Raw genomic sequence first — 21,621 nt, forward strand, 5'->3', positions numbered from 1 at the left:
CAAGGGGGTAAGCGGGCGGCGACAGTTTTCGAGAAGGTGAAGGCCATGATCCCGCGCTATTCCCGCCCCGAGATGGTGGCCATTTGGTCGCCGGACACCAAGTTCCGCATCTGGTACGAGATCGAGGCCCATGCCTGCGACGCGCAGGCCGATCTGGGCGTGATCCCGCGCGAGAACGCAGAGGCGGTGTGGAAAGCGAAGGATGTCACCTTCGACGTCGCCCGCATCGACGAGATCGAGGCGGTGACCAAGCACGACGTGATCGCCTTTCTGACCCATCTGGCCGAGCATGTGGGCAGTGAGCAGGCGCGCTTCGTCCACCAGGGGATGACCAGCTCGGACGTGCTGGACACCACGCTGAACGTGCAGCTGGTGCGCGCCGCCGACATCCTGCTGGCCGACATGGACCGGGTGCTGGCGGCGCTGAAGACCCGTGCATTCGAGCACAAGGATACGGTGCGCATCGGCCGCAGCCACGGCATCCACGCCGAACCCACCACCATGGGCCTGACCTTCGCCCGCTTCTACGCCGAGATGGCCCGGGGCCGCGAGCGGCTGGAGCGCGCCCGCGAGGAAGTCGCGACCGGCGCGATTTCCGGCGCGGTCGGCACGTTTGCCAACATCGACCCGGCGGTCGAGGACCATGTCTGCAAGATGATGGGGCTGCGCCCGGAACCGATCAGCACGCAGGTGATCCCGCGCGACCGCCACGCGATGTTCTTTGCCACGCTGGGGGTGATCGCCTCGAGCATGGAAAACATCGCCATCGAGATCCGCCACATGCAGCGCACCGAGGTGCTCGAGGCCGAGGAATATTTCAGCCCCGGCCAGAAGGGCAGCTCGGCCATGCCGCACAAGCGCAACCCGGTGCTGACCGAGAACCTGACCGGGCTGGCGCGGCTGGTGCGCATGGCGGTGGTGCCGGCGATGGAAAACGTGGCGCTGTGGCACGAACGCGACATCAGCCATTCCTCGGTCGAGCGCGCCATCGGGCCGGATGCGACGATCACGCTGGACTTTGCCCTGAACCGGCTGGCCGGGGTGATCGAGAAGCTGGTGATCTATCCCGACAACATGCTGGCCAACATGAACAAGTTCCGCGGGCTGGTGATGAGCCAGCGGGTGCTGCTGGCGCTGACCCAGGCCGGGGTGTCGCGTGAGGACGCCTATCGGCTGGTGCAGCGCAACGCCATGAAGGTCTGGGAACAGGGCGCCGATTTCCGCGAGGAACTGCTGGCCGACCCGGAAGTGACCGCGGCGCTGTCGCCCTCCGAGATCGAGGAGAAGTTCGACCTCGGCTATCACACCAAGCACGTCGACACGATCTTCCGCCGGGTGTTCGGCGAGGCCTGAGCCCGTTCACCGAAGCTTAAGGGTCCGCGTGCCAGATTGCCCTGACGGTGATTCGACGGGGGCGGGCATGATCAGGGCGACGCCGGGGCTGACGCCCCGGCAAAAGGCGGCGGTGGTGGTCCGGGTGGTGCTGGCCGACGGCGAGGGGCTGGACCTCTCGCAGCTGCCGGCCGAGTTGCAGGCGCTGCTGGCGCAGGAAATGTCGGTGATGGAGCTGGTGGACCGCGAGACCTGCGACCAGATCCTGACCGAGTTCTGCGACATGATCGAGGCGGTGGGGGTGACCTTTCCCGGCTCGATCGATGGGACGCTGGATTTCCTGGGCGCGCATCTGTCGCCCGACACCACCCTGCGGCTGCAGAAGCTGGCGGCGCTGAACGGCGCCGCCGACCCTTGGGACCGGATCGCCGCCCTGCCCCCCGCGCAACTGGCCGAGCTGGCCCGGACCGAGGCGGTCGAGGTCGCGGCGGTGATGTTCTCGCGCCTGCCGGTGGCAAGGGCGACGCAGGTGTTCGGACTGCTCGACGCCGGGCTGGCGCGGCGGATTGCCTATGCGATGTCGCTGACCGCGGGGATCGAGGCGCCGGCGCTGCGGCGAATCGGGCTGGCGCTGATGCGCGCGGTGGAATCGCTGCCGAAGCCGGCGATCGACGCGCAGCCGGTGGAAAAGCTGGGCGCACTGCTGAACCTGGCGCCCGCGCAGACCCGCGACACGGTGCTGGCCGGGCTCGACCAGGACGACGCCGCCTTTGCGGTGCAGGTGCGCCGGACCATCTTTACCTGGGCGAATATCCCGCGCCGGCTCGACCCCCGCGACATTCCCCGCGTCATGCGCGAGGTCGACGCCGCCACCATCGCCAAGGCCATGGCCGGGGCCACCGGCGACGATGCGCCCACGGTCGAGTTCCTGCTGGGCGGGCTCGGCTCTCGCCTAGCCGATTCGATGCGCGAGGAGATCGAGGCGGTGGGCAAGGTCTCGGCCCGCGATGCCGAGGCGGCCATGACCACCGTGGTCGCCGCGATCCGTGAGATGGAGCAGGCGGGCGAGCTGGTGCTGCTGACCGAGGCCGAGGAGGAGGAAGATGCGACCACGCCGCCGGGTGCCGGGTCCGAAGGGTGAGGATGGCGCCGTTTGGCGTGTGAAGGGCTGGGGTTCGGGCTGAGAATGGTCGCCGTTGGCCTGAAGATGGCCGCCGGTTGGGGTGTGGAGGGCCGTCGTTGGCGTGAAGATGGCTGCTGTGTCTCGCAGTGCCGGGCACGGGACCCCTCGGCCGCCCGAGTCCGAGCTGGCAGGCCCGGGTTTTGCTGACAAGGGGTCAGCACAAAGGGTGGGATCATCTGGCGGCCTCCCCCCCTGCCCGAGAAGGGCGCGGCCATGCGGGGCAGCCTCAGCGGCAGGCGGTATTGGCCAGCCACGGCGGTGGGATCACTTGCCAGCCGCAGCGGCGGGCGGCACCTCCACCGCAGCGGTGGGATCACTTGCCAGCCACGGCGGCGGACCACTTGCCAGCCGCGGCGGCGGGCGACTATTCCGGACCGCATTTCAGGCATGTTTTCAGGAACCGGGGCCGTCCCTAATGACCAACATGATCGCGGCCGTGCTGGCGCTGATGATCCTGGGGCTGTTCGCGCTGGACGCGCTGGTGCTGCACTGGAACCTGCCGCTGTTCCTGGGCCGGCAGATGCTGGTCTTCATCGAATGGGTCAGCTTCTGGCGCTGAGCCGCAGCATCGCGGGCCTTGCCGCGCTGCCGCAACCGCTCTGCCCAGCTTGCGCCGGAGATCGCACCGCCGACCGGGGCGACCACCGGCTTTTCTGGAAGCTCACAGCTCTCCCGACCGGATCGCGCCGTTCTCCCACGAACTGCACGGCGTCAGCCGGGACGACGCGCTGGCCGCGCTGGACAAGCTGTTCAAAGCCAAGTTCGCCCCCCCCCCGCGTCGCCGCGATCATCGACGAGCCGGTGCCGATCAAGCCCCCGGCCCATGGACCAACGACCCGCCACCCAACACAGCTGCCCGCTGCTGCGCCCTGCTGCGGCAACCACGCAACCGAATCCTCACCCGGTCCCGCACCGCCCCGGCGCATGGACCGACGTCCCGCCACCCGACACAGCTGCCCGCTGCGCCCCTGCTGCGGCAACCATGCGACCGACTCTCCACCCGGCCCCACCGCCCCCAGCAGAAGGACCCGTCAGTCCACCGGACCCGCCAACCGGGCCGTGTCGGCGCGCAGAGAGGCCCCCTTTCGGCGGCATTTCGCGCGGCTGATTGCAATCCCCCGCCATATTGGGCATTGCCTTGCGCGCGGAGACCTGCGGTTGGAGAGGACTAACATGGCTGTCAAGGTAGCTATCAACGGCTTTGGCCGGATCGGGCGCAACGTTCTCCGGGCGATCATCGAATCAGGCCGGACCGACATCGAGGTCGTGGCGATCAACGATCTTGGCCCGGTGGAAACCAACGCGCATCTGCTGCGCTACGATTCGGTGCATGGGCGCTTCCCGGCCGAGGTCAAGGTTGCGGGCGACACCATCGACGTGGGCCGCGGCCCGATCAAGGTCTCGGCCGAACGCAACCCGGCCGACCTGCCCTGGGGCCATGTCGACGTGGTGATGGAATGCACCGGCATCTTCACCAGCCGCGACAAGGCGCAGGCGCATCTGCAGAACGGCGCCAAGCGGGTGCTGATCTCGGCCCCCGGCGACAATTCCGACAAGACCATCGTCTATGGCGTCAACCACGACACGCTGACCGCCGAGGATGTCATCGTCTCGAACGCGTCCTGCACCACGAACTGCCTGTCGCCGGTCGCCAAGGTGCTGAACGACACCGTGGGGATCACCCGCGGCTTCATGACCACCATCCACAGCTATACCGGCGACCAGCCGACGCTGGACACGATGCACAAGGACCTGTACCGCGCCCGCGCCGCGGCGCTGTCGATGATCCCGACCTCGACCGGCGCCGCCAAGGCGGTGGGGCTGGTGCTGCCCGAACTCAAGGGCAAGCTGGACGGGGTGGCGATCCGGGTGCCGACGCCGAACGTCTCGGTCGTGGACCTGACGTTTGAGGCCGCGCGCGACACCTCGGTCGAGGAAATCAACAACGCGATCCGCGCCGCGGCCGACGGCCCGCTCAAGGGCATCCTCGGCTATACCGACCAGCCGCTGGTCTCGATCGACTTCAACCACGACCCGCATTCCTCGGTCTTCCACATGGACCAGACCAAGGTGATGGAAGGCCGGCTGGTCCGCATCCTGACCTGGTACGACAACGAATGGGGCTTCTCGAACCGCATGTCGGACACCGCGGTGGCGATGGGCAAGCTGATCTGAGCGGCACCCCCGGAATGACGAAAGGCCCGGCTTTTGCCGGGCCTTTTCGTTTCACGCGCAGGGTTTCACTTGCCCGACGAGGACAGCCGGCGCGCGTTGGCCCTGGTGCGCTGCCCATAGGGCCGCAGCGCCGCGCTGAGGATCTGGTCCGCCCGCCGCCCCTTGGCCGCCGAGCGGAACGCCGCCGACAGGGATTCGCGATAGGCGTCGCTTTTTTCCGTCACCATCCGCAGATTCTCGCTGGGCCGATGCGGCACCATTCCCAGCAGCCCCGCGGTGCGCATGGTGATCACGAACTGCGCCTCGATTCCCATGCGACACAGATCGCCCATCAGCCGCAGCGGCAGGGCAGGTGGAAACTGAAAGCCGTTCATCTTCTCATTCCTTTTCGCAGACTCTGCGATCACTGCCGGTATTGCTGCGCCCGGCGGCGGAAAAATGCCAGATATATTTCCGGCCACCCCGCTGCTGAGGGCGGTTCCGGCATCGCGTCCCCACTGGATAACGCCGCGCGCTTCGGTATAGACCCGGGGCCATGAACACAAAGCTGCGCATCCGCCGCCCCGACGACTGGCATCTGCATCTTCGCGACCGGGAAATGCTGGCCGCGGTGGCACCGTGGTCCGCCGGGCTGGGCCGCGCGATCATCATGCCGAACCTGGTGCCACCGGTGGTGACCGGGGCCGAGGCCGCAGCCTATCGCGACCGCATCCTGGCGGCGCTGCCGGAAAATGTGACGTTGCGTCCCTTGATGACGCTGTATCTAACCGAGGCCACCGATCCGGCCGACGTGCTGGCCGCCCACGCGCAGGGAATCATCGCCGCGGTCAAGCTGTATCCGGCCGGCGCCACCACCAACTCGGCCAGCGGGGTGCGCGATTTCGACCGCGTGCGCCCGGTGCTCGAGGCGATGGCCGGGGCCGGGATTCCGCTGTGCGTGCATGGCGAGGTGACCGACCCAGAGGTCGACATCTTCGACCGCGAGGCCGTGTTCATCGACCGCGTGCTGGACCCGGTCCGCCGCACCACCCCCGGGCTGCGGGTGGTGATGGAACACGTCACCACCGCCGACGGCGTGGCCTATGTGCGCGCGGGCGACGACATCGGCGCCACGATCACCACCCATCATCTGGTGATCAACCGCAACCATATCCTCGTCGGCGGCATCCGCCCGCATTACTACTGCCTGCCGGTCGCCAAGCGCGAAAACCACCGGCTGGCGCTGGTCGAGGCCGCGACCTCGGGCGATCCGCGCTTCTTCACCGGCACCGACAGCGCGCCGCACCCCGACCGCGCCAAGGAAAGCGCCTGCGGCTGCGCCGGCTGCTTCACCGCCCCGAACTGGCTGCAGATCTGCGCGCATGTGTTCGAGCAGGCGGGCGCGCTGGACCGGCTGGAGGGGTTCACCAGCCTGCACGGCGCCGCGTTCTACGGGCTGGACCCGAACCCGGACCACATCAGCCTGGTCCGCCGCGACCAACCGGCGCGCTGGCCCGAGCGCATCACCGCCGGCGGCGAGACCGTCACCGTCTTCGACCCCGGCTTTCCGGTCCACTGGCATATCGAGGACGACGCATGAGCCTGAGCTTTCCCACCGCCGAGGAGATGGCGCGGCTGTCCGCGCGGATGCTGCTGGAAATCAAGGCGGTGCATTTCTCGGCCGAACCCTTCACCTATGCCTCGGGGCTGAAGGGGCCGACCTATATCGACTGCCGCAAGCTGATCTCGCACCCGCGCATCCGCGGCACGCTGATGGATTTCATGGCCGCGACCGTCTGCCGCAATGCCGGGTTCGAGGCGTTCGACAACATCGCCGGGGGCGAGACCGCGGGCATCCCCTTTGCCGCCATGGTGGCTGAGCGGCTGGGCCTGCCGATGAGTTATGTGCGCAAGAAACCCAAGGGCTACGGCCGCAACGCCCGGATCGAGGGCGAGATGCGCGAGGGGCAGCGGGTGCTGCTGGTCGAGGACCTGACCACCGACGGCGGCTCGAAACTGTCCTTCGTCGATGCGATCCGCGAGACCGGAGCAAGCTGCGCCCACACGGCGGTGATCTTCTACTACGGAATCTTCCCGGAAACCACGCAGCGGCTGGCCGATCACGGCGTCGCGCTGCATCACCTGTGCACCTGGTGGGACGTGCTGGCCGAGGCCAAGGCGCAGGGCTCGTTCGACGCAGCCACCATCGCCGAGGTCGAGGCGTTCCTGCACGATCCCCGCGGCTGGCAGGCGGCGCATCCGTAGGACCGGCCGCTGCGAGGGCGCGGTCGGACGGGGGCTGTCTGCCCCCGCGCGGCCCTTGGCCGCGGGCTCTGCCCCTGGCTCACTGAAAACGGTCCACCGGACCGTTTTCCGGGCGTTCGCCAGCCCCGAGGATACTTGAAACCGCCCGAAGGGGCGCGGGCCCTCCACAGCCTGCCCACAGCTTATCCACAGGGTTGTGCAGCCGTAGACCGCCGCGCGCAGTCGTGGGATAAGATGGGCTCATTCGAATCGGGGACATGAGATGACCGAGCTTCGCGCGCTCGAACCACGCCGCATGGCGTCGGCCGAGGATTCCGATACGCCCGCCGTGCCGTTTTCCATCGAGGCCGAGCAGCAGCTGCTGGGCGCGCTGCTGACCAACAACGACGTCTATGATTCGATCTCGCGGCTGATCAAGCCGGACCATTTCTACGACCCGGTGCACCGCCGCATCTTCGAGCTGTGCGCCGAGCGCATCGTGCGCAACGCGCTGGCCAGCCCGGTGACGATCAAGGCGTTCATGGAACATGACGCCGGGCTGCGCGATCTGGGCGGGCCCGCCTATCTGGCGCGGCTGGCGGGGGCGGCGGTGTCGGCCTTTGCGGCGCGCGATTACGCAAGGATGATCCGCGAGTTCGCCCTGCGGCGCGAGCTGATCGGGCTGGGCCACGAGATCGCCGCCCGCGCCGCCACGATGACCGTGGAGGACGACGCCGAAGAGCAGATCAAGACCGCCGAGCAGACGCTGTACAAGCTGGCCGAGCAGGGCGTGGCCGAGCGCGGCTTCCAGTCCTTCCTGCAGGCGGTGACCGGGGCGGTCGACAACGCCAACGCCGCCTATCAGCGCGGCGGCAAGCTGTCGGGGATTTCCACCGGCCTGTCGGACCTGGACCACAAGCTGGGCGGGCTGAACAAGTCGGACCTGCTGATTCTGGCCGGACGCCCCTCGATGGGCAAGACCTCGCTGGCGACCAACATCGCCTTCAACGTCGCCAAGGCGCACAAGATGGGCGAGCTGCCCGACGGCAGCCGCGGCACGGTCGAGGGCGGCATCGTCGGGTTCTTTTCGCTGGAAATGTCCGCCGACCAGCTGGCCGCACGGATCCTGTCCGAGGCCGCCGAGGTCCCCAGCGAGATGATCCGCCGCGGCGAGCTGACCGAGGACGAGTTCCGCCGCTTTGTCGAGGCCGCGAACGCGCTGCAGAACTGCCCGCTTTACATCGACGACACCCCGGCGCTGCCGATCAACCAGCTGGCCGCGCGGGCCCGCAAGCTCAAGCGCACCGTGGGGCTGGACCTGCTGATCGTCGACTATCTGCAGCTGCTGCGCGCCGCTACCGCCAAGGACAGCCGCGTCAACGAGGTCAGCGAGATCACCCAGGGGCTCAAGGCCGTCGCCAAGGAGCTGAACATCCCCGTCATCGCGCTCAGCCAGCTGTCGCGGCAGGTGGAAAGCCGCGAGGACAAGCGCCCGCAGCTGTCCGACCTGCGCGAATCGGGCAGTATCGAACAGGACGCCGATATCGTGATGTTCGTGTTCCGCGAGGAATATTACCGCGAGCGCGAAAAGCCCTCGGACCACGACCTGGACAAGATGGCCACTTGGCAGCAGCTGATGGAGCAGGTGCACGGCAAGGCCGAGGTCATCATCGGCAAGCAGCGCCACGGCCCCATCGGCACCGTCGAGCTGAGCTTCGAGGGCCGCTTCACCCGCTTTGGCAACCTTGAACGGCACCACGTCCAGCAATGGGGCTGAACCTTCCCGTCCCTGCGGTGACCATCGGGCTGCTGCTGGCGTCGAACCTGTTCATGACCCTGGCCTGGTACGGGCATCTGAAGTTCAAGACCGCGCCCTTGCTGAGCGTCATTCTGATCAGCTGGGGCATCGCGTTCTTCGAGTATGTTTTGCAGGTTCCTGCAAACCGCATCGGCCATGGGCATTTTTCCGCCGCACAACTGAAGACCATTCAGGAGGTCATCAGCCTGACCGTCTTTGCCGGATTCTCGTGGCTGTATCTGGGCGAGAAACTGGGCTGGCAGCATGGCGTCGGCTTTGTCCTGATCTGCGCCGGCGCTTGGTTCGTGTTCCACGACTGGGGGTGAACGGTGCGTGCGGAGCACGCACCCTACCTCGCCCGCGCCCGGTTGGGTGCGTGGTTCCCACGGACCATTGCGCCGGGCTTTCCCGGCAATCGCTTCCCCCCGCCCGCATTGCTGCAATGCAGCAAGCGCATGGCTGCCCTGCGCCTGCTGGGCTTGCCAAACCCGGGTTTGCAAAGCCTATGCAGGGTTTGCAAGCGAACCGGAGGAGGAACCGATGGCCAGCCACAAGATCTACGCCGGCGCCTCGCTGCGCGAGACCCGCAACCGCCACGGGCTGACCCAGCGGGTGTTCGCCGACCGGCTGGGGGTGTCGCTGCCCTATCTCAGCCAGATGGAGAACAACCACCGCCCGGTTTCGGCCGGGGTGCTGCTGAAGCTGGCGTCCGAGTTCGCGGTGGACGTGGGCGCGATGGCGGCGGGGGACGCCGACCGCATGGTGGTGGACCTGGCCGAGGCGCTGGCCGATCCGCTGTTCGACGGCACGCCCTCGCTGGCCGATCTGCGGCTGGCGGCCTCGAACACGCCGGGGCTGGTACGCTCGTTCCTGGATCTTTACCGCGCCCATCGTGCCGGGCAGGACCGACTGGCGGCGCTGGACGAGGCCTTCGGCGCCACCGGCCAGAACGCCGCCTGCTCGCCCTGGGAAGAGGTGCGCGATTTCTTCCACTACTGCGACAACTACATCGACGCCGTGGACCGCGCGGCCGAGCGTTTCGCCTGCCCCGAGGGCAAGCGCGCCGAGCCGATGGCGCGGGCGCTGGCGGCGCTGGCCACCCGCGGCATCACCGTGCAGTCGGCCGAGCTGCCGCCGGGCTCGGTATTCCTGCGCGACGGCAATGTGGTGACGCTGAACACGCTGACCGACCGCTCGACGCAGGTGTTCCAGCTGTTCAACCTGGTGGCGCGCGAGACCCGCGCTGACCTGCTGGAGGCGACGCTGGACCTGGCGCGGTTCCGCAGCGAGGCCGCCCGCGACATCGCACGGCTGGGGCTGGCCAATTACTTCGCCGGCGCCGCGCTGCTGCCCTATCGCGCCTTTCTGGCCGCCGCCCGGGCCGAGCGCCACGACCTGGAACGGCTGGCGCATCTGTTCGGCGCCTCGCTGGAACAGGTGGCGCATCGGCTGTCGACGCTGCAACGCTCGGGCGACCGCGGCATCCCGTTCTTTTTCGTGCGCGTCGACCAGGCCGGCACCATCACCAAGCGCCACTCCGCCACAAGGCTGCAATTCGCCCGCTTCGGCGGCGCCTGCCCGCTGTGGAACGTGCATCGCGCCTTTGAAACCCCGGGCCAGTTCCTGCGGCAGTTGGCGCAGACCCCGGACGGGGTGCGCTATCTGTGCCTGTCGCGCGAGGTGGCCAAGCCCGGCGGCTCGTTCCGCGCGCCGGTGCGCCGCTTTGCCATCTGCCTGGGCTGCGAGATCACCCACGCCCGCGCGCTGACCTATGCCGACGACATGGATGTGTCGAACCCCGCCGGATACGAGCAGATCGGGGTCAGCTGCCGCATCTGTCCGCGGCAGGATTGCCACCAGCGCTCGGTGCCGCCGATCGACCGCGAGGTGACGATTCCCGCCGACCGCGCGGGCCCCCTGCCCTACGCCATCGCCTGAGCCGCAAGACGGTTTTTCCGCAGCGGCGGGTTTCCGCGCGATTCGGTTCCATCCGGCGAGCGGTTTTGGCGCATTTCCGCCTATGCCCCTTCACGAAAATTTCGACCGTTGCATCGTTGTCACGGTTTCCTCTACGAAAACGCCAGCTGCGGGGCGCTGCCCTTGGATAACGAGATTGGATCGCCCTGCATGACCGGACCAGATCAGCCAAGCACCGCCGCAACCGCAGGTCAGGCAGGCTTCCGCCCCTTGTTGCGCCGGTTCGGCATGGTGGTGGTGACGGGCTGGGCGATGGTCGCGACCTCGATCCTGGCGCTGGATGCGCTGGGGGTTTCGGGCGCCGGGCCGCAGGCCGCGGCGACCACCGCCACCCAGCAGCAGCTGGCCGAGCTGATCGCCCAGCGCGACGCCCGGGCGGCCGAGGCCGCCTCGGCGCAAAGCCGGTTTACCGCCGCGCTGGACCAGCTTTCCGCGATGCAGACGCAGCTGCTTACCTCAGAGGAAAAGCGCCGCGAACTGGAAAGCGGCATCGGCGCGATCCAGGCCTCGCTGCATGATGCGCTGGCCCGCAACGCGGACGCCGACCGCCGGCTGGCCGCGGCAGACACCCAAGCCCCCGGTTCGGACGAGGATCTGTCGGTGGCGCTGGACATCCTGTCGGGCGAGCTGGAAACCATCGCCGCCCGTAGCGCCGAGGCCGACCAGCGCGCGACCGAAGCCGTCCGCACTGCCGAGGCGCTGGAGCTGGAGCGTGACGAGATCCTGCGCCGCAACGAGGAAATCTTTGCCCAGCTCGAGGCCGCGGTCGAACAGTCGGTCAAGCCGCTGGACGACATGATCAAGAAGGTCGGCGTCGACAGCGACCGGCTGCTGGCCACGGTCCGCAAGGGCTACGGCGGCACCGGCGGGCCGCTGACCCCCATGGGCTATTCGACCCGCGGCAACGCCGCGATCACCGAGAACGAGGCCCGCGCGCAAGAGGTCATGGTCTCGCTGGGCAAGTTCGACAACTACCGCATCGCAGTCAGCAAGCTGCCGCTGGCGATGCCGGTGAAATCGGCCTTCCGCTTCAGCTCGCATTACGGCGCCCGCTGGGGGCGGCAGCATCAGGGCATCGACATGGCCGCGCCGGTCGGCACCCCGGTCTTTGCCACCGGCGACGGGGTGGTGGTGTTCGCCGGCTGGCAGCGCGGCTACGGCAACCTCATCAAGATCAAGCACGAGCTGGGCACCGAGACCCGTTACGCGCATCTTTCGAAAATCCGCGTGAAACAGGGCCAGAGAGTCTCGCGCAACACGCTTATCGGTGATATTGGCAATACCGGCCGATCGACCGGTCCGCATCTGCACTACGAAGTGCGTGTGGACGGGAAGGCCGTGAACCCCATGAGCTTTATCAAGGCCGCACAGAATGTTTTCTAAGACTCGCGTCACTGAACCCGGACCCCGCGCCCAGACCCCCGAGGCAGAGCTGGGCCGCCCCGTCATCGACACGCCCGCAGATTACGCGCCGCAGCCGGCGCGCACCCGCTCGGGCCCGTCGGTCCTGTCCAGCGACCTGACCGTCACCGGCAACATCACCACCCAGGGCGATGTGCAGATCGAGGGCACGGTCGAGGGCGACATCCGCGCCCATCAGCTGACCGTGGGCGACAGCGCCACCATCCGCGGCGAGATCGTCGCCGACGAGATCATCGTCAACGGCCGCGTGGTCGGCCGGGTCCGCGGGCTCAAGGTGCGCCTGTCGGCCACCGCGCGGGTCGAGGGCGACATCGTCCACAAGACCATCGCCATCGAATCGGGTGCGCATTTCGAGGGCTCGGTCCAGCGCCAGGAAGATCCGCTGGGCAATGGCGTGACCCCGAAGCTGGCCCCCCCGGCCGCATCCAAGGTCGACGTGGACGCCTGATCCGGGCGACCGCGGCAGTTACGGACGGGCGCCTTGGTGGCGCCCGTTTTCAGTTCAGCCAGTCAGTTCAGCCAGCCGGGGTCGGCGGTGGCCTCGGCCTCGTCCTCGTCGGGCAGCAGGTGGCGGTACATGTGCCAGCTGGCATGGCCCAGCACCGGCAGCGCCACGAACAGCCCCAGGAACAGCGGCAGGATTCCCGCGAACAGGATCGCCGCGATCACCAGCGCCCACAGGGCGGCCACCAGCGGGTTGGCGGTCACCGCCCCGATGCTGGCGATGATCGCCGAGATGAAATCCACCTCGCGGTCGAGCAGCAGCGGCAGGCCGGCAGCGGTCATCGCAAACAGCGCCGCCGCGAAACCGGCGCCGATGGCGGTGCCGACCGCCAGCATCACCAGCCCCCGCCCCTGCAACAGCAGCTCGGGCGAGCTGGTGATGTTGGTCAGCGACTGCACCCCCATGAACATGGCAAAGATGGTGTGGGCGACGAAGACCCAGAACATGAACATCAGCAGGATCACCATCGCCATCGAGGGCACCTGCCGGTCCTTCTGCGCAAAGACCACGCCCAGCACCCCGGGCCAGTCCAGCGGCAGCCCCGATTCGATGCGGCGGCTGACCTCGTAAAGACCGACGGCGGCAAAGGGGGCGATCAGCGGAAAGCCGACGACAAAGGGGATCAGCCACCATTCCTGCCCCATGGCCAGCGCCACCGCGGCCAGCACCAGCCCGCCCAGCACATAAAACAGGGAAAAGAACAGCCCAAAGGCCGGGGCGGTGCGGAAATCCCGCCAGCCGGCCCGCAGCGAATCGGTGATGGCGTCAAGCCCGATCAGCGCCGGGTCGGGGATCGGGTCGGGGGTGATGTCCTGCCGGACCGCGGCGGGGCGATAGGGCCGGTCGGGGATGCCCGGCGCGGGGTCCGGTGCCGGGTCGGGCAGCGGCGGGCGCGTGGGGTCGGGAATCGGCCGCGGGTCCGGGAGATCGCTCATCCGGGTTTCACTCCATTGCCGTTGAGGAACTTGCCCTCAAGCGCGGCGCGGACCGGGGGGGTCACGAACTTGGACACGTCGCCGCCCAGCCGGGCGATTTCCTTGACCAGCTTGGAGGCGATCGCCTGCCGCCGCGCGTCGGCCATCAGGAACACGGTTTCCACGCTGGCATCCAGGGCCCGGTTCATGCCGACCATCTGGAACTCGTACTCGAAATCCGTCACCGCCCGCAGGCCGCGCACGATCACCCTTGCGCCCACGTCGCGGGCGCAGTCGATCAGCAGGTTCTCGAACGGATGGACGACGATCTCGACCTCGCAGGCGCGGGTGATCTCGGCGCATTCGGCCTCGACCATGGCGACGCGCTGTTCCAGCGTGAACAGCGGCCCCTTGTCGCGGTTGATCGCCACCCCGATCACCAGCCGGTCCACCAGCGTCGTCGCCCGCTGGATGATATCGACATGGCCAAGCGTGATCGGGTCGAAGGTGCCGGGATAAAGGCCGATGCGCATGGGATTGCTCCGTTTCACGGTTGCGTCATCCTGCAAAATCGTAAGCAACCGCATTTTGCAAGCGCCGCGGCGCAGCAATCTGCAATCAGTTACCCATGATCATCCCGGTCAGCGCCTCTTGTTCCGCCGCCAGCTCCTTGAGCCGCGCGAACACCACGTCGCCGATCGAGATCACCCCCAGCATCTTGCCGTGGTCGTCGACCACCGGCACGTGCCGGAACCGGCCCTTGGTCATCCGTTCCAGCACGGTCAGCGCATCGTCGCCGCAGACGCAGGTGCTGACATTGCGGGTCATCAACTCGCTGGCCTTGCGGTTCAGCACCACGCCGCCGTCGCGGCCCAGTTCGCGCACGATGTCGCGTTCCGACAGGATCCCGTCGGGGGTCTTGCCGTCCGACGAGACCAGCACCGCCCCGATCCGGCGCTCGGACAGCAGCCGGGTCGCCTCGGCCACGGGGGTGTCGGGCGCGATCATCACGATCTCGTCCGGCCCGGCTTTCATGGCAAGGATCTGCTTCACGATCATGGCGCACCCCTTTTGCGGTCGTTTCACCATCCAGCGTTGCTGCGGCGCGTCGTTTCGTCAAGGGTGCGCATCATCTTGCGCCTGCACCTGCGCTTCCAGCCGCGCAACCTCGCGCCGCAGCCCGGCGGCAACCTCTTCGGCCAGCCGCGCCAGCCGGCCCGAGCGCAGGTCGTCCCCCGGCCGCAGCAGCCAGAACGACCGGCGCAGCGAAATGTCGTCCGCCAGCACCCTCCGCACCCCCGGCGCAAAGGGGATGGCGAAATCATGGACGATACCCAGCCCCGCCCCCGCCCGGATCGCCTGCAGCTGCACGCTGACCGAGTTCGAGGTCAGCGCCGCATGGTCGGCGCCGGTCTCGGCCAGATAGTCGAGCTCGCGGTCAAAGATCATGTCGGGGATATAGCCGATCATGCTGTGCCCGCGCAGGTCGGCGCGGCTGCGAATCGGCGGGTGGCGGCACAGATAGTCCTGATGCCCGGCCAGGTGCAGGTGATAATCGGCGATCTTCTGCACGGTGGCGCGGCCGGTGCGGGGGCGGCTGACGGCGATGGCCATGTCGGCCTCGCGCCGGGACAGGTTGAAGACGCGCGGCAGTGCCACGATCTGGATTTCCAGCCCCGGGTGGTCGCGCATCATCCGCGCGGCCAGCTGCGGCAGCAGATAATTGGCGCAGCCGTCGGGGGCACCGATGCGCAGCTGCCCGGTCAGCCCGGCGCGGGTCAGCGCCTCGCCGGCGGCATGGGCGGCAGCCTCGGCGGCCTCGGCGTGGGGGATCAGGGCGGTGCCCTCGGGGGTCAGCGCATAGCCCTGGGGGGTCTTGGCGAACAGCGCCCGGCCCAGCGCGGTTTCCAGCCGCGCCACCCGCCGCCCCATGGTCGAGGCATCCATCCCCAGCCGCCGCCCGGCCCGCGACAAAGATTCCTCGCGCGCGACGGCCAGGAAGATGCGCAAATCGTCCCAGTCCATCCGCGCCACCTCTTGCAAAAATGCAAAACCGTTTGGCCGGATCGTCGCTTTACGCCTGCGTTTGCGCAAGGGTAATCTGCGCCCGCAATCAGGGGAGATCCGTCATGCGTTCCGTTCACCACTGGATCGACGGCAAGGAAGCGCCCGGCAAATCCGGCCGCACCGCCGATGTCTACAACCCGGCCACCGGCGAGGTTCAGGCCAAGGTCGACCTGGCCAGCAAGGCCGAAATGGACGCCGCCATCGCCCGCGCCGCCGAGGCGCAGGTCGGCTGGGGCGCCACCAACCCGCAGCGCCGCGCGCGGGTGATGATGAAGATGGTCGACCTGCTGAACCGCGACATGGACAAGATGGCCGAGGTGCTGTCGTCCGAGCACGGCAAGACCTTCCCCGACGCCAAGGGCGACATCCAGCGCGGGCTCGAGGTGATCGAGTATTCGATCGGCGCGCCGCAGCTGCTCAAGGGCGAGTTCATCGACGGCGCCGGCCCCGGCATCGACATGTATTCGATGCGCCAGCCGCTGGGCGTGGTCGCGGCGATCACCCCGTTCAACTTCCCCGCCATGATCCCGCTGTGGAAACTGGGGCCGGCGCTGGCCTCGGGCAACGCGGTGATCCTGAAGCCGTCCGAGCGTGACCCCACCGTGCCGAACATGATCGCGGCGCTGTTCAAGGAAGCCGGGCTGCCCGACGGCGTGCTGCAGGTCGTCCACGGCGACAAGGAAGCGGTGGATGCGATCCTCGATTCCGAAGTGATCCAGGCGGTGGGCTTTGTCGGCTCGACCCCGATCGCGCAATATATCTATGAACGCGCCGCGGCGACCGGCAAGCGCGCCCAGTGCTTCGGCGGGGCCAAGAACCACGCCATCATCATGCCCGACGCCGATCTGGACCAGGCCGCCGACGCGCTGGTCGGCGCGGCCTATGGCGCGGCCGGCGAACGCTGCATGGCGCTGTCGGTCGCGGTGCCGGTGGGCGAGGAAACCGCCGACCGGCTGATCGAAAAGCTGGTGCCGCGCATCGAAAAGCTGAAGGTCGGCCCCCATACCGCCGGTGACGACGTGGACTTTGGCCCGGTGGTGACCGCCGCCGCCAAGAAGAACATCCTGCGGCTGGTGGAAACCGGCGTCGAGCAGGGCGCCAAGCTGGTGGTGGACGGCCGCAACTTCAGCCTGCAGGGCTATGAGGACGGTTTCTTTGTCGGTCCGTCGCTGTTCGACCACGCCACCCCCGACATGGACATCTACAAGACCGAGATCTTCGGCCCCGTGCTGACCACCGTCCGCGCCAAGACCTATGACGAGGCGCTGAAGCTGGCGATGGACCACGAATACGGCAACGGCACCGCGATCTTTACCCGCGACGGCGACACCGCCCGCGACTTCGCCAGCCGCTGCAACATCGGCATGGTCGGGATCAACGTGCCGATCCCGGTGCCGCTGGCCTATTTCACCTTTGGCGGCTGGAAAAAGTCGGGCTTCGGCGACCTGAACCAGCACGGGCCGGATGCCTTCCGCTTCTACACCCGCACCAAGACGGTCACCAGCCGCTGGCCCAGCGGCATCAAGGAAGGCGCCGCCTTCAACTTCAAGGCGATGGACTGATCCGCGCCGATTGACCCCGCGCCCCGCAGCTTTCATGTTGCGGGGCGTTTTCCAATCCCGGGCTTTTTGCCATGCTGACCCCCAAGATCGTCACCATGCTCAAGGATTACGACGCGCCGACGCTGCGCGCCGATGTCCTTGCCGGGATCACCGTGGCGATGGTGGCGCTGCCGCTGAGCCTGGCGATCGCCATCGCCTCGGGGGCGCCGCCGGCGACGGGGCCAGTGACCGCGATCGTGGCGGGGCTGCTGATTTCCATCTTCGGCGGCAGCCGGGTGCAGATCGGCGGGCCGACCGGCGCCTTCATCGTCGTCGTCTACAGCGTCATCCAGAACCACGGGCTGGACGGGCTGCTGATCGCCACGCTGATGGCCGGGGCGCTGCTGGTGCTGGCGGCGCTGCTGCGGGTCGGCGGACTGATCCGCCTGATCCCCGAACCCGTCATCAGCGGCTTTACCATCGGCATAGCGGTGATCATCGGCGCCAGCCAGATCGCCGATTTCTTCGGGCTGGAAACCGGCGCCGTGCCCGCAGCCATGCTGGAAAAGATCCCGGTGCTGTGGCAGGCGCGCGGCTCGGCCGGCTGGGCGGATGTCGGCGTCGGCCTGTTCACGCTGGCGCTGATCGTGGTGCTGCGCCGCGTCGCGCCGCGACTGCCGGGGCTGATCGTGGCCATCGCCGCGGGCTCGCTGCTTGTCGCCATCTTCGGCCTGCCGGTGGAGACGCTGGGCTCGCGCTTTGGCGAACTGCCGCGCACCCTGCCCGTCCCCGCCCTGCCCTCGGGCATCACCTTGGCGCGGATGGGCGAGCTGCTGCCCTCGGCGTTGACCATCGCCTTCCTCGCCGGCATCGAATCGCTGCTGTCGGCCATGGTCGCGGACCGGCTAGTCGGCGGCCAGCACCGCCCGAATGCCGAGATCATGGCGCAAGGCATCGCCAATATCGGATCGGTCTTCTTTGGCGGCCTGCCGGCGACCGGCGCCATCGCCCGCACTGCCACCAACGTGCGCGCGGGCGGGCGCACCCCGGTCGCGGGGGTGGTCCATGCGCTGACCATCCTGCTGGTGATGCTGCTGGCCGCGCCGCTGGCCGGCTATCTGGCGATGCCGGCACTGGCCGCGGTGCTGGTGCTGACCGCCTGGAACATGGCCGAGCCGGGCCGCTGGGGCGAACATCTGCACGCCCGCCGCGGCGACCGCGCGGTGCTGCTGCTGACGCTGGCGCTGACCGTGTTCACCGACCTGACCATCGCCATCGCCGCGGGCGTCATCGCCGGGCTGCTGGTCCGCATGAACCGCCGCGGCCTGCCGCCGGCGGGCTGGACCCCGCCCCGCAGATAGCCGCCAACGCCCTGCAATCATTCTGCAACACTGCGGCAATAACCCAGCCGCATCACACAAGACGACACGCGAAAGGGGAGCTCGTATGGATTTCGCACTGACCGAGGAACAGCAGGCCATCTTCGACATGGCACGCGATTTCGGGGCCGAACATATTGCGCCCCATTCGTCCGAATGGGAAGCCGCCGGCACGATCCCGAAAGACCTCTGGCCCCGGATCGCCGAACTGGGCTTCGGCGGGCTGTATGTGTCCGAGGAATACGGCGGCTCGGGCCTGTCGCGGCTGGACGCGACGCTGGTGTTCGAGGCGCTGGCCATGGCCGACCCCGCGGTGGGTTCGTTCCTGTCGATCCACAACATGTGCGGCGGCATGATCGACAAGTTCGGCAAGCCCGAGGACAAGGAACGCTGGCTGCCGGCGCTGTGCAGCATGGAAAAGGTGTTCTCCTACTGCCTGACCGAACCCGGCAGCGGCTCGGACGCCGCGGCGCTGCGCACGCGGGCCGAGCGCACGAACGAGGGCTGGCGCCTGAACGGGGCCAAGGCGTTCATTTCCGGCGGCACCTATTCCGACGTCTATGTCACCATGGTCCGCACCGGCGAGGACGGGCCCAAGGGCATCTCTGCCGTGGTGATCGAGGACGGCACCCCGGGCCTGTCCTTCGGCGCGCTGGAACGCAAGATGGGCTGGCAGGCGCAGCCGACCAGCCTGGTGCAGTTCGACGACTGCGTGATCCCGGCCGACAACCTGCTGGGCGACGAGGGTCGCGGCTTTTCCTACGCCATGGCCGGGCTGGACGGCGGGCGGCTGAACATCGCCGCCGGCGCCCTGGGCGGCGCGCAGGCCGCGCTGGATCGCACCCTGACCTATATGGGCGAGCGCAAGGCCTTCGGCAAAACCCTCGACCAGTTCCAGGCGCTGCAGTTCCGCCTGGCCGAGATGGAGGTCGCGCTGCAATCCTCGCGGACCTTCCTGCGGCAGGCGGCGTGGAAGCTGGACCAGGGCGCGCCCGACGCCACCAAGTTCTGCGCCATGGCCAAGCTCTATGTCACCGACCGCGCCTTCGAGGTGGCGAACCAGTGCCTGCAGCTGCATGGCGGTTATGGCTATCTGGCCGACTACGGGGTGGAAAAGATCGTCCGCGACCTGCGGGTCCACCAGATCCTGGAAGGCACCAACGAAATCATGCGGCTGATCGTCAGCCGCGCCATGCTGGCCGAGAGGGGCTGATGAACGACCTGCATATCCGTCGCGACCGCAACGCCGGCCGCATCACCCTGACCCGCCCGAAGGCGCTGAACGCGCTGACCCACGACATGGCGAACGCGGTCCACGCGGCGCTGGACGAATGGCGCGACGACCCCGCGGTCAAGCTGGTCATCCTCGACGGCGAGGGCGAGCGCGCCTTCTGCGCCGGCGGCGACATCGCCGCGGTCTACCATGGCGGCCGCGCCGGCGACCACGGTGTCGGGCAGCGGTTCTTTTCCGACGAATACCGGATGAACGCCGCCATCGCCGATTACCCGAAACCCATCGTCGCCTTCATGCAGGGCTTCGTCATGGGCGGCGGCGTGGGCTTGGGCGGCCATGCCAGCCACCGGGTGGTCGGCGACAGCACCCAGGTGGCGATGCCGGAATCCGGCATCGGGCTGATCCCCGACGTGGGCGGCACCTGGCTGCTGGCGCGCGCCCCGGGGCGGATTGGTGAATATCTGGGGCTGACCGGCGCCCGCATGGGCGCGGGCGACGCGATCCATGCACGTTTCGCCGATCTCTACCTGCCCGAGGCCGAATGGGAAGCCGCCAAGGACCGCCTAGCCGACACCGGCGACGTGGCGGTGCTGCAAGGGCAGACCCCTCCGCTCGCGCCGCTCGCCACCCGCGACCTGTCGGCCTATGAGGCCGAGACGGTGGCCGAGATCACCGCCGCGCTGGAGGCCGCGGGCGACGAGGATTCGCTGAAGCCCATCCGCCGCAACTCGCCGCTGTCGATGGCCGCCACGCTGGCGATGGTCCGCGCCGCCCGCAAGGATGGCCGCATCCAGGACTCGCTCAGCCGCGAATACCGCTTTACCCATCGCGCCACCGAATCGAGCGATTTCCTTGAGGGCGTGCGCGCCCAGATCATCGACAAGGACCGCAACCCGAACTGGTCCGCCCCCGCGGACCCGGAAGCGGTCGCCGCCATGCTGGCCGATCTCGGCCCCCAAGACCTGACGTGGGAGAACTGAACATGAAGATCGGATTTATCGGCCTGGGCAACATGGGCGGCCCGATGGCCCGCAACCTGGCCGCCGCCGGGCATCAGGTCGCAGGCTTCGACCTGGCCGCCCCGCAGATCGAGGGCGTGACCCCGGCCGCCACCGCCGCCGAGGCCGCCGCGGGCGCCGAGGTCGTCATCACCATGCTGCCCAACGGGCAGATCCTGCGCGCCGTCGCGGCCGAGGTGATCCCGGCGATGGCACCCGGCGCGGTGCTGTGCGACTGCTCGACCGTCGACGTGGACAGCGCCCGCGCCGTCGCCGAACAGGCGGTCGCGGCCGGGCTGGGGGCGCTGGATGCGCCGGTCTCGGGCGGGGTCGGCGGCGCGGCGGCGGGCACGCTGACCTTCATGGTCGGCGGCTCGGACGCAGCCTTTACCACGGTCAGCCCGCTGTTCGACATCATGGGGCAGAAGGCGGTCCATTGCGGCGAATCCGGCGCCGGACAGGCAGCGAAGATCTGCAACAACATGATCCTGGGCGTGACCATGATCGCCACCTGCGAGGCGTTTGCGCTGGCCGACAAGCTGGGGCTGGACCGGCAAAAGATGTTCGACGTGGTGTCCACCTCGTCGGGCTACAGCTGGTCGCTGAACGCCTATTGCCCGGCGCCGGGCGTGGGGCCGAAATCGCCGGCCGACAACGACTACAAGCCCGGTTTCGCGGCCGAGCTGATGCTGAAGGACCTGCGGCTGTCGCAGCAGGCCGCCGAAAGCGCCGATGCCGACACCCCGATGGGGCAGCTCGCCACCGCGCTTTACACCGCCTTTGTCGAGGACGAGGACGGGCGCGGCCGCGACTTCTCGGCCATGCTGCCGCGGCTTTCCGCCCGTGGCCGCGGCCCCGGCAGCGCCTGACGCA

The 21,621-nt window shown here is 68.4% G+C and carries 21 protein-coding genes; 16 read left to right on the forward strand and 5 right to left on the reverse strand.

Features of this window, described 5'->3' with window-relative positions; translation table 11 throughout:
* Positions 1–45: 45 nt before the first annotated feature.
* The 4 genes from purB (at position 46) to gap (ending at position 4,690) form a co-directional block, all read left to right on the forward strand.
* Positions 46–1,353, forward strand: a complete 1,308-nt coding sequence (purB, locus tag RSP45_RS07455; RefSeq protein WP_415393841.1) for an adenylosuccinate lyase — start codon at positions 46–48, stop codon at positions 1,351–1,353.
* 67 nt (positions 1,354–1,420) lie between these two features.
* The gene (locus RSP45_RS07460) at positions 1,421–2,473 is read left to right on the forward strand and encodes a FliG C-terminal domain-containing protein (RefSeq protein ID WP_415393842.1); all 1,053 of its coding nucleotides are present in this window, start codon (positions 1,421–1,423) and stop codon (positions 2,471–2,473) included.
* 457 nt (positions 2,474–2,930) lie between these two features.
* A complete protein-coding gene (locus RSP45_RS07465; protein ID WP_303728781.1) occupies positions 2,931–3,074 on the forward strand; it encodes a hypothetical protein in 144 nt (47 codons plus the stop codon).
* 614 nt (positions 3,075–3,688) lie between these two features.
* Complete coding sequence (gap, locus tag RSP45_RS07470; RefSeq protein ID WP_415393843.1) at positions 3,689–4,690, forward strand: type I glyceraldehyde-3-phosphate dehydrogenase; 1,002 nt, start codon at positions 3,689–3,691, stop codon at positions 4,688–4,690.
* Positions 4,691–4,755: 65 nt separating this feature from the next.
* On the opposite strand, the gene RSP45_RS07475 is transcribed toward gap, so the two are convergent.
* Positions 4,756–5,064 carry an antibiotic ABC transporter gene (locus RSP45_RS07475; RefSeq protein WP_303728783.1) on the reverse strand — a complete coding sequence of 103 codons (309 nt, stop codon included), beginning with the start codon at positions 5,062–5,064 and terminating at the stop codon, positions 4,756–4,758.
* Between the two features lie 161 nt (positions 5,065–5,225).
* Between RSP45_RS07475 and pyrC the strand changes: the two genes are divergently transcribed.
* The 7 genes from pyrC to RSP45_RS07510 all read left to right on the forward strand — a co-directional run bounded on the left by pyrC (position 5,226) and on the right by RSP45_RS07510 (position 12,558).
* Positions 5,226–6,269: a dihydroorotase gene (gene pyrC, locus RSP45_RS07480; RefSeq protein ID WP_415393844.1), complete on the forward strand. Its 1,044-nt coding sequence runs from the start codon at positions 5,226–5,228 to the stop codon at positions 6,267–6,269.
* Positions 6,266–6,934, forward strand: coding sequence for an orotate phosphoribosyltransferase (locus RSP45_RS07485; RefSeq protein WP_303728785.1), 669 nt, complete (start codon positions 6,266–6,268; stop codon positions 6,932–6,934). Before pyrC ends, RSP45_RS07485 begins: the two co-directional genes overlap by 4 nt.
* Positions 6,935–7,196: 262 nt before the next feature.
* Positions 7,197–8,690, forward strand: a complete 1,494-nt coding sequence (locus tag RSP45_RS07490; RefSeq protein ID WP_073061031.1) for a replicative DNA helicase — start codon at positions 7,197–7,199, stop codon at positions 8,688–8,690.
* Positions 8,681–9,037, forward strand: a complete 357-nt coding sequence (locus tag RSP45_RS07495) for a DMT family protein (RefSeq protein WP_415393845.1) — start codon at positions 8,681–8,683, stop codon at positions 9,035–9,037. The genes RSP45_RS07490 and RSP45_RS07495 overlap by 10 nt, the downstream gene beginning before the upstream one ends.
* 214 nt (positions 9,038–9,251) lie before the next feature.
* A complete protein-coding gene (locus tag RSP45_RS07500; protein WP_303728788.1) occupies positions 9,252–10,649 on the forward strand; it encodes a helix-turn-helix domain-containing protein in 1,398 nt (465 codons plus the stop codon).
* Positions 10,650–10,898: 249 nt separating this feature from the next.
* On the forward strand, positions 10,899–12,071 hold the full coding sequence (locus RSP45_RS07505) for a DUF5930 domain-containing protein (RefSeq protein ID WP_415393846.1): 1,173 nt from the start codon (positions 10,899–10,901) through the stop codon (positions 12,069–12,071).
* Positions 12,061–12,558: a bactofilin family protein gene (locus RSP45_RS07510; protein WP_415393847.1), complete on the forward strand. Its 498-nt coding sequence runs from the start codon at positions 12,061–12,063 to the stop codon at positions 12,556–12,558. Before RSP45_RS07505 ends, RSP45_RS07510 begins: the two co-directional genes overlap by 11 nt.
* Before the next feature lie 62 nt (positions 12,559–12,620).
* Here RSP45_RS07510 and RSP45_RS07515 read toward each other — a convergent pair whose 3' ends face one another.
* The 4 genes from RSP45_RS07515 to RSP45_RS07530 form a co-directional block, all read right to left on the reverse strand.
* Complete coding sequence (locus RSP45_RS07515; protein WP_415393848.1) at positions 12,621–13,550, reverse strand: DUF2189 domain-containing protein; 930 nt, start codon at positions 13,548–13,550, stop codon at positions 12,621–12,623.
* A complete protein-coding gene (gene coaD / locus RSP45_RS07520; protein ID WP_415393849.1) occupies positions 13,547–14,062 on the reverse strand; it encodes a pantetheine-phosphate adenylyltransferase in 516 nt (171 codons plus the stop codon). Before coaD ends, RSP45_RS07515 begins: the two co-directional genes overlap by 4 nt.
* 85 nt (positions 14,063–14,147) lie before the next feature.
* Positions 14,148–14,588: a CBS domain-containing protein gene (locus tag RSP45_RS07525; RefSeq protein ID WP_415393850.1), complete on the reverse strand. Its 441-nt coding sequence runs from the start codon at positions 14,586–14,588 to the stop codon at positions 14,148–14,150.
* A 57-nt stretch (positions 14,589–14,645) separates the two neighbouring features.
* Entirely contained in the window at positions 14,646–15,554 is a 909-nt protein-coding gene (locus RSP45_RS07530) for a LysR family transcriptional regulator (protein WP_415393851.1), read from the reverse strand.
* A 104-nt stretch (positions 15,555–15,658) separates the two neighbouring features.
* Here RSP45_RS07530 and RSP45_RS07535 point away from each other — a divergent pair, with 104 nt between their 5' ends.
* The 5 genes from RSP45_RS07535 (at position 15,659) to mmsB (ending at position 21,617) form a co-directional block, all read left to right on the forward strand.
* A complete protein-coding gene (locus RSP45_RS07535) occupies positions 15,659–17,158 on the forward strand; it encodes a CoA-acylating methylmalonate-semialdehyde dehydrogenase (RefSeq protein WP_415393852.1) in 1,500 nt (499 codons plus the stop codon).
* A 71-nt stretch (positions 17,159–17,229) separates the two neighbouring features.
* Complete coding sequence (locus RSP45_RS07540; RefSeq protein WP_415393853.1) at positions 17,230–18,498, forward strand: SulP family inorganic anion transporter; 1,269 nt, start codon at positions 17,230–17,232, stop codon at positions 18,496–18,498.
* Positions 18,499–18,583: 85 nt separating this feature from the next.
* Positions 18,584–19,729 carry an acyl-CoA dehydrogenase family protein gene (locus RSP45_RS07545; protein ID WP_415393854.1) on the forward strand — a complete coding sequence of 382 codons (1,146 nt, stop codon included), beginning with the start codon at positions 18,584–18,586 and terminating at the stop codon, positions 19,727–19,729.
* Positions 19,729–20,730 (forward strand): enoyl-CoA hydratase/isomerase family protein, encoded by a 1,002-nt coding sequence (locus RSP45_RS07550; RefSeq protein WP_415393855.1) that lies wholly within the window; start codon positions 19,729–19,731, stop codon positions 20,728–20,730. The genes RSP45_RS07545 and RSP45_RS07550 overlap by 1 nt, the downstream gene beginning before the upstream one ends.
* Before the next feature lie 2 nt (positions 20,731–20,732).
* Positions 20,733–21,617 carry a 3-hydroxyisobutyrate dehydrogenase gene (gene mmsB / locus RSP45_RS07555; protein ID WP_415393856.1) on the forward strand — a complete coding sequence of 295 codons (885 nt, stop codon included), beginning with the start codon at positions 20,733–20,735 and terminating at the stop codon, positions 21,615–21,617.
* The last annotated feature ends 4 nt before the right edge of the window (positions 21,618–21,621 follow it).

The organism is Paracoccus sp. SJTW-4 (assembly GCF_047716885.1).
GTDB lineage: Bacteria > Pseudomonadota > Alphaproteobacteria > Rhodobacterales > Rhodobacteraceae > Paracoccus > Paracoccus solventivorans.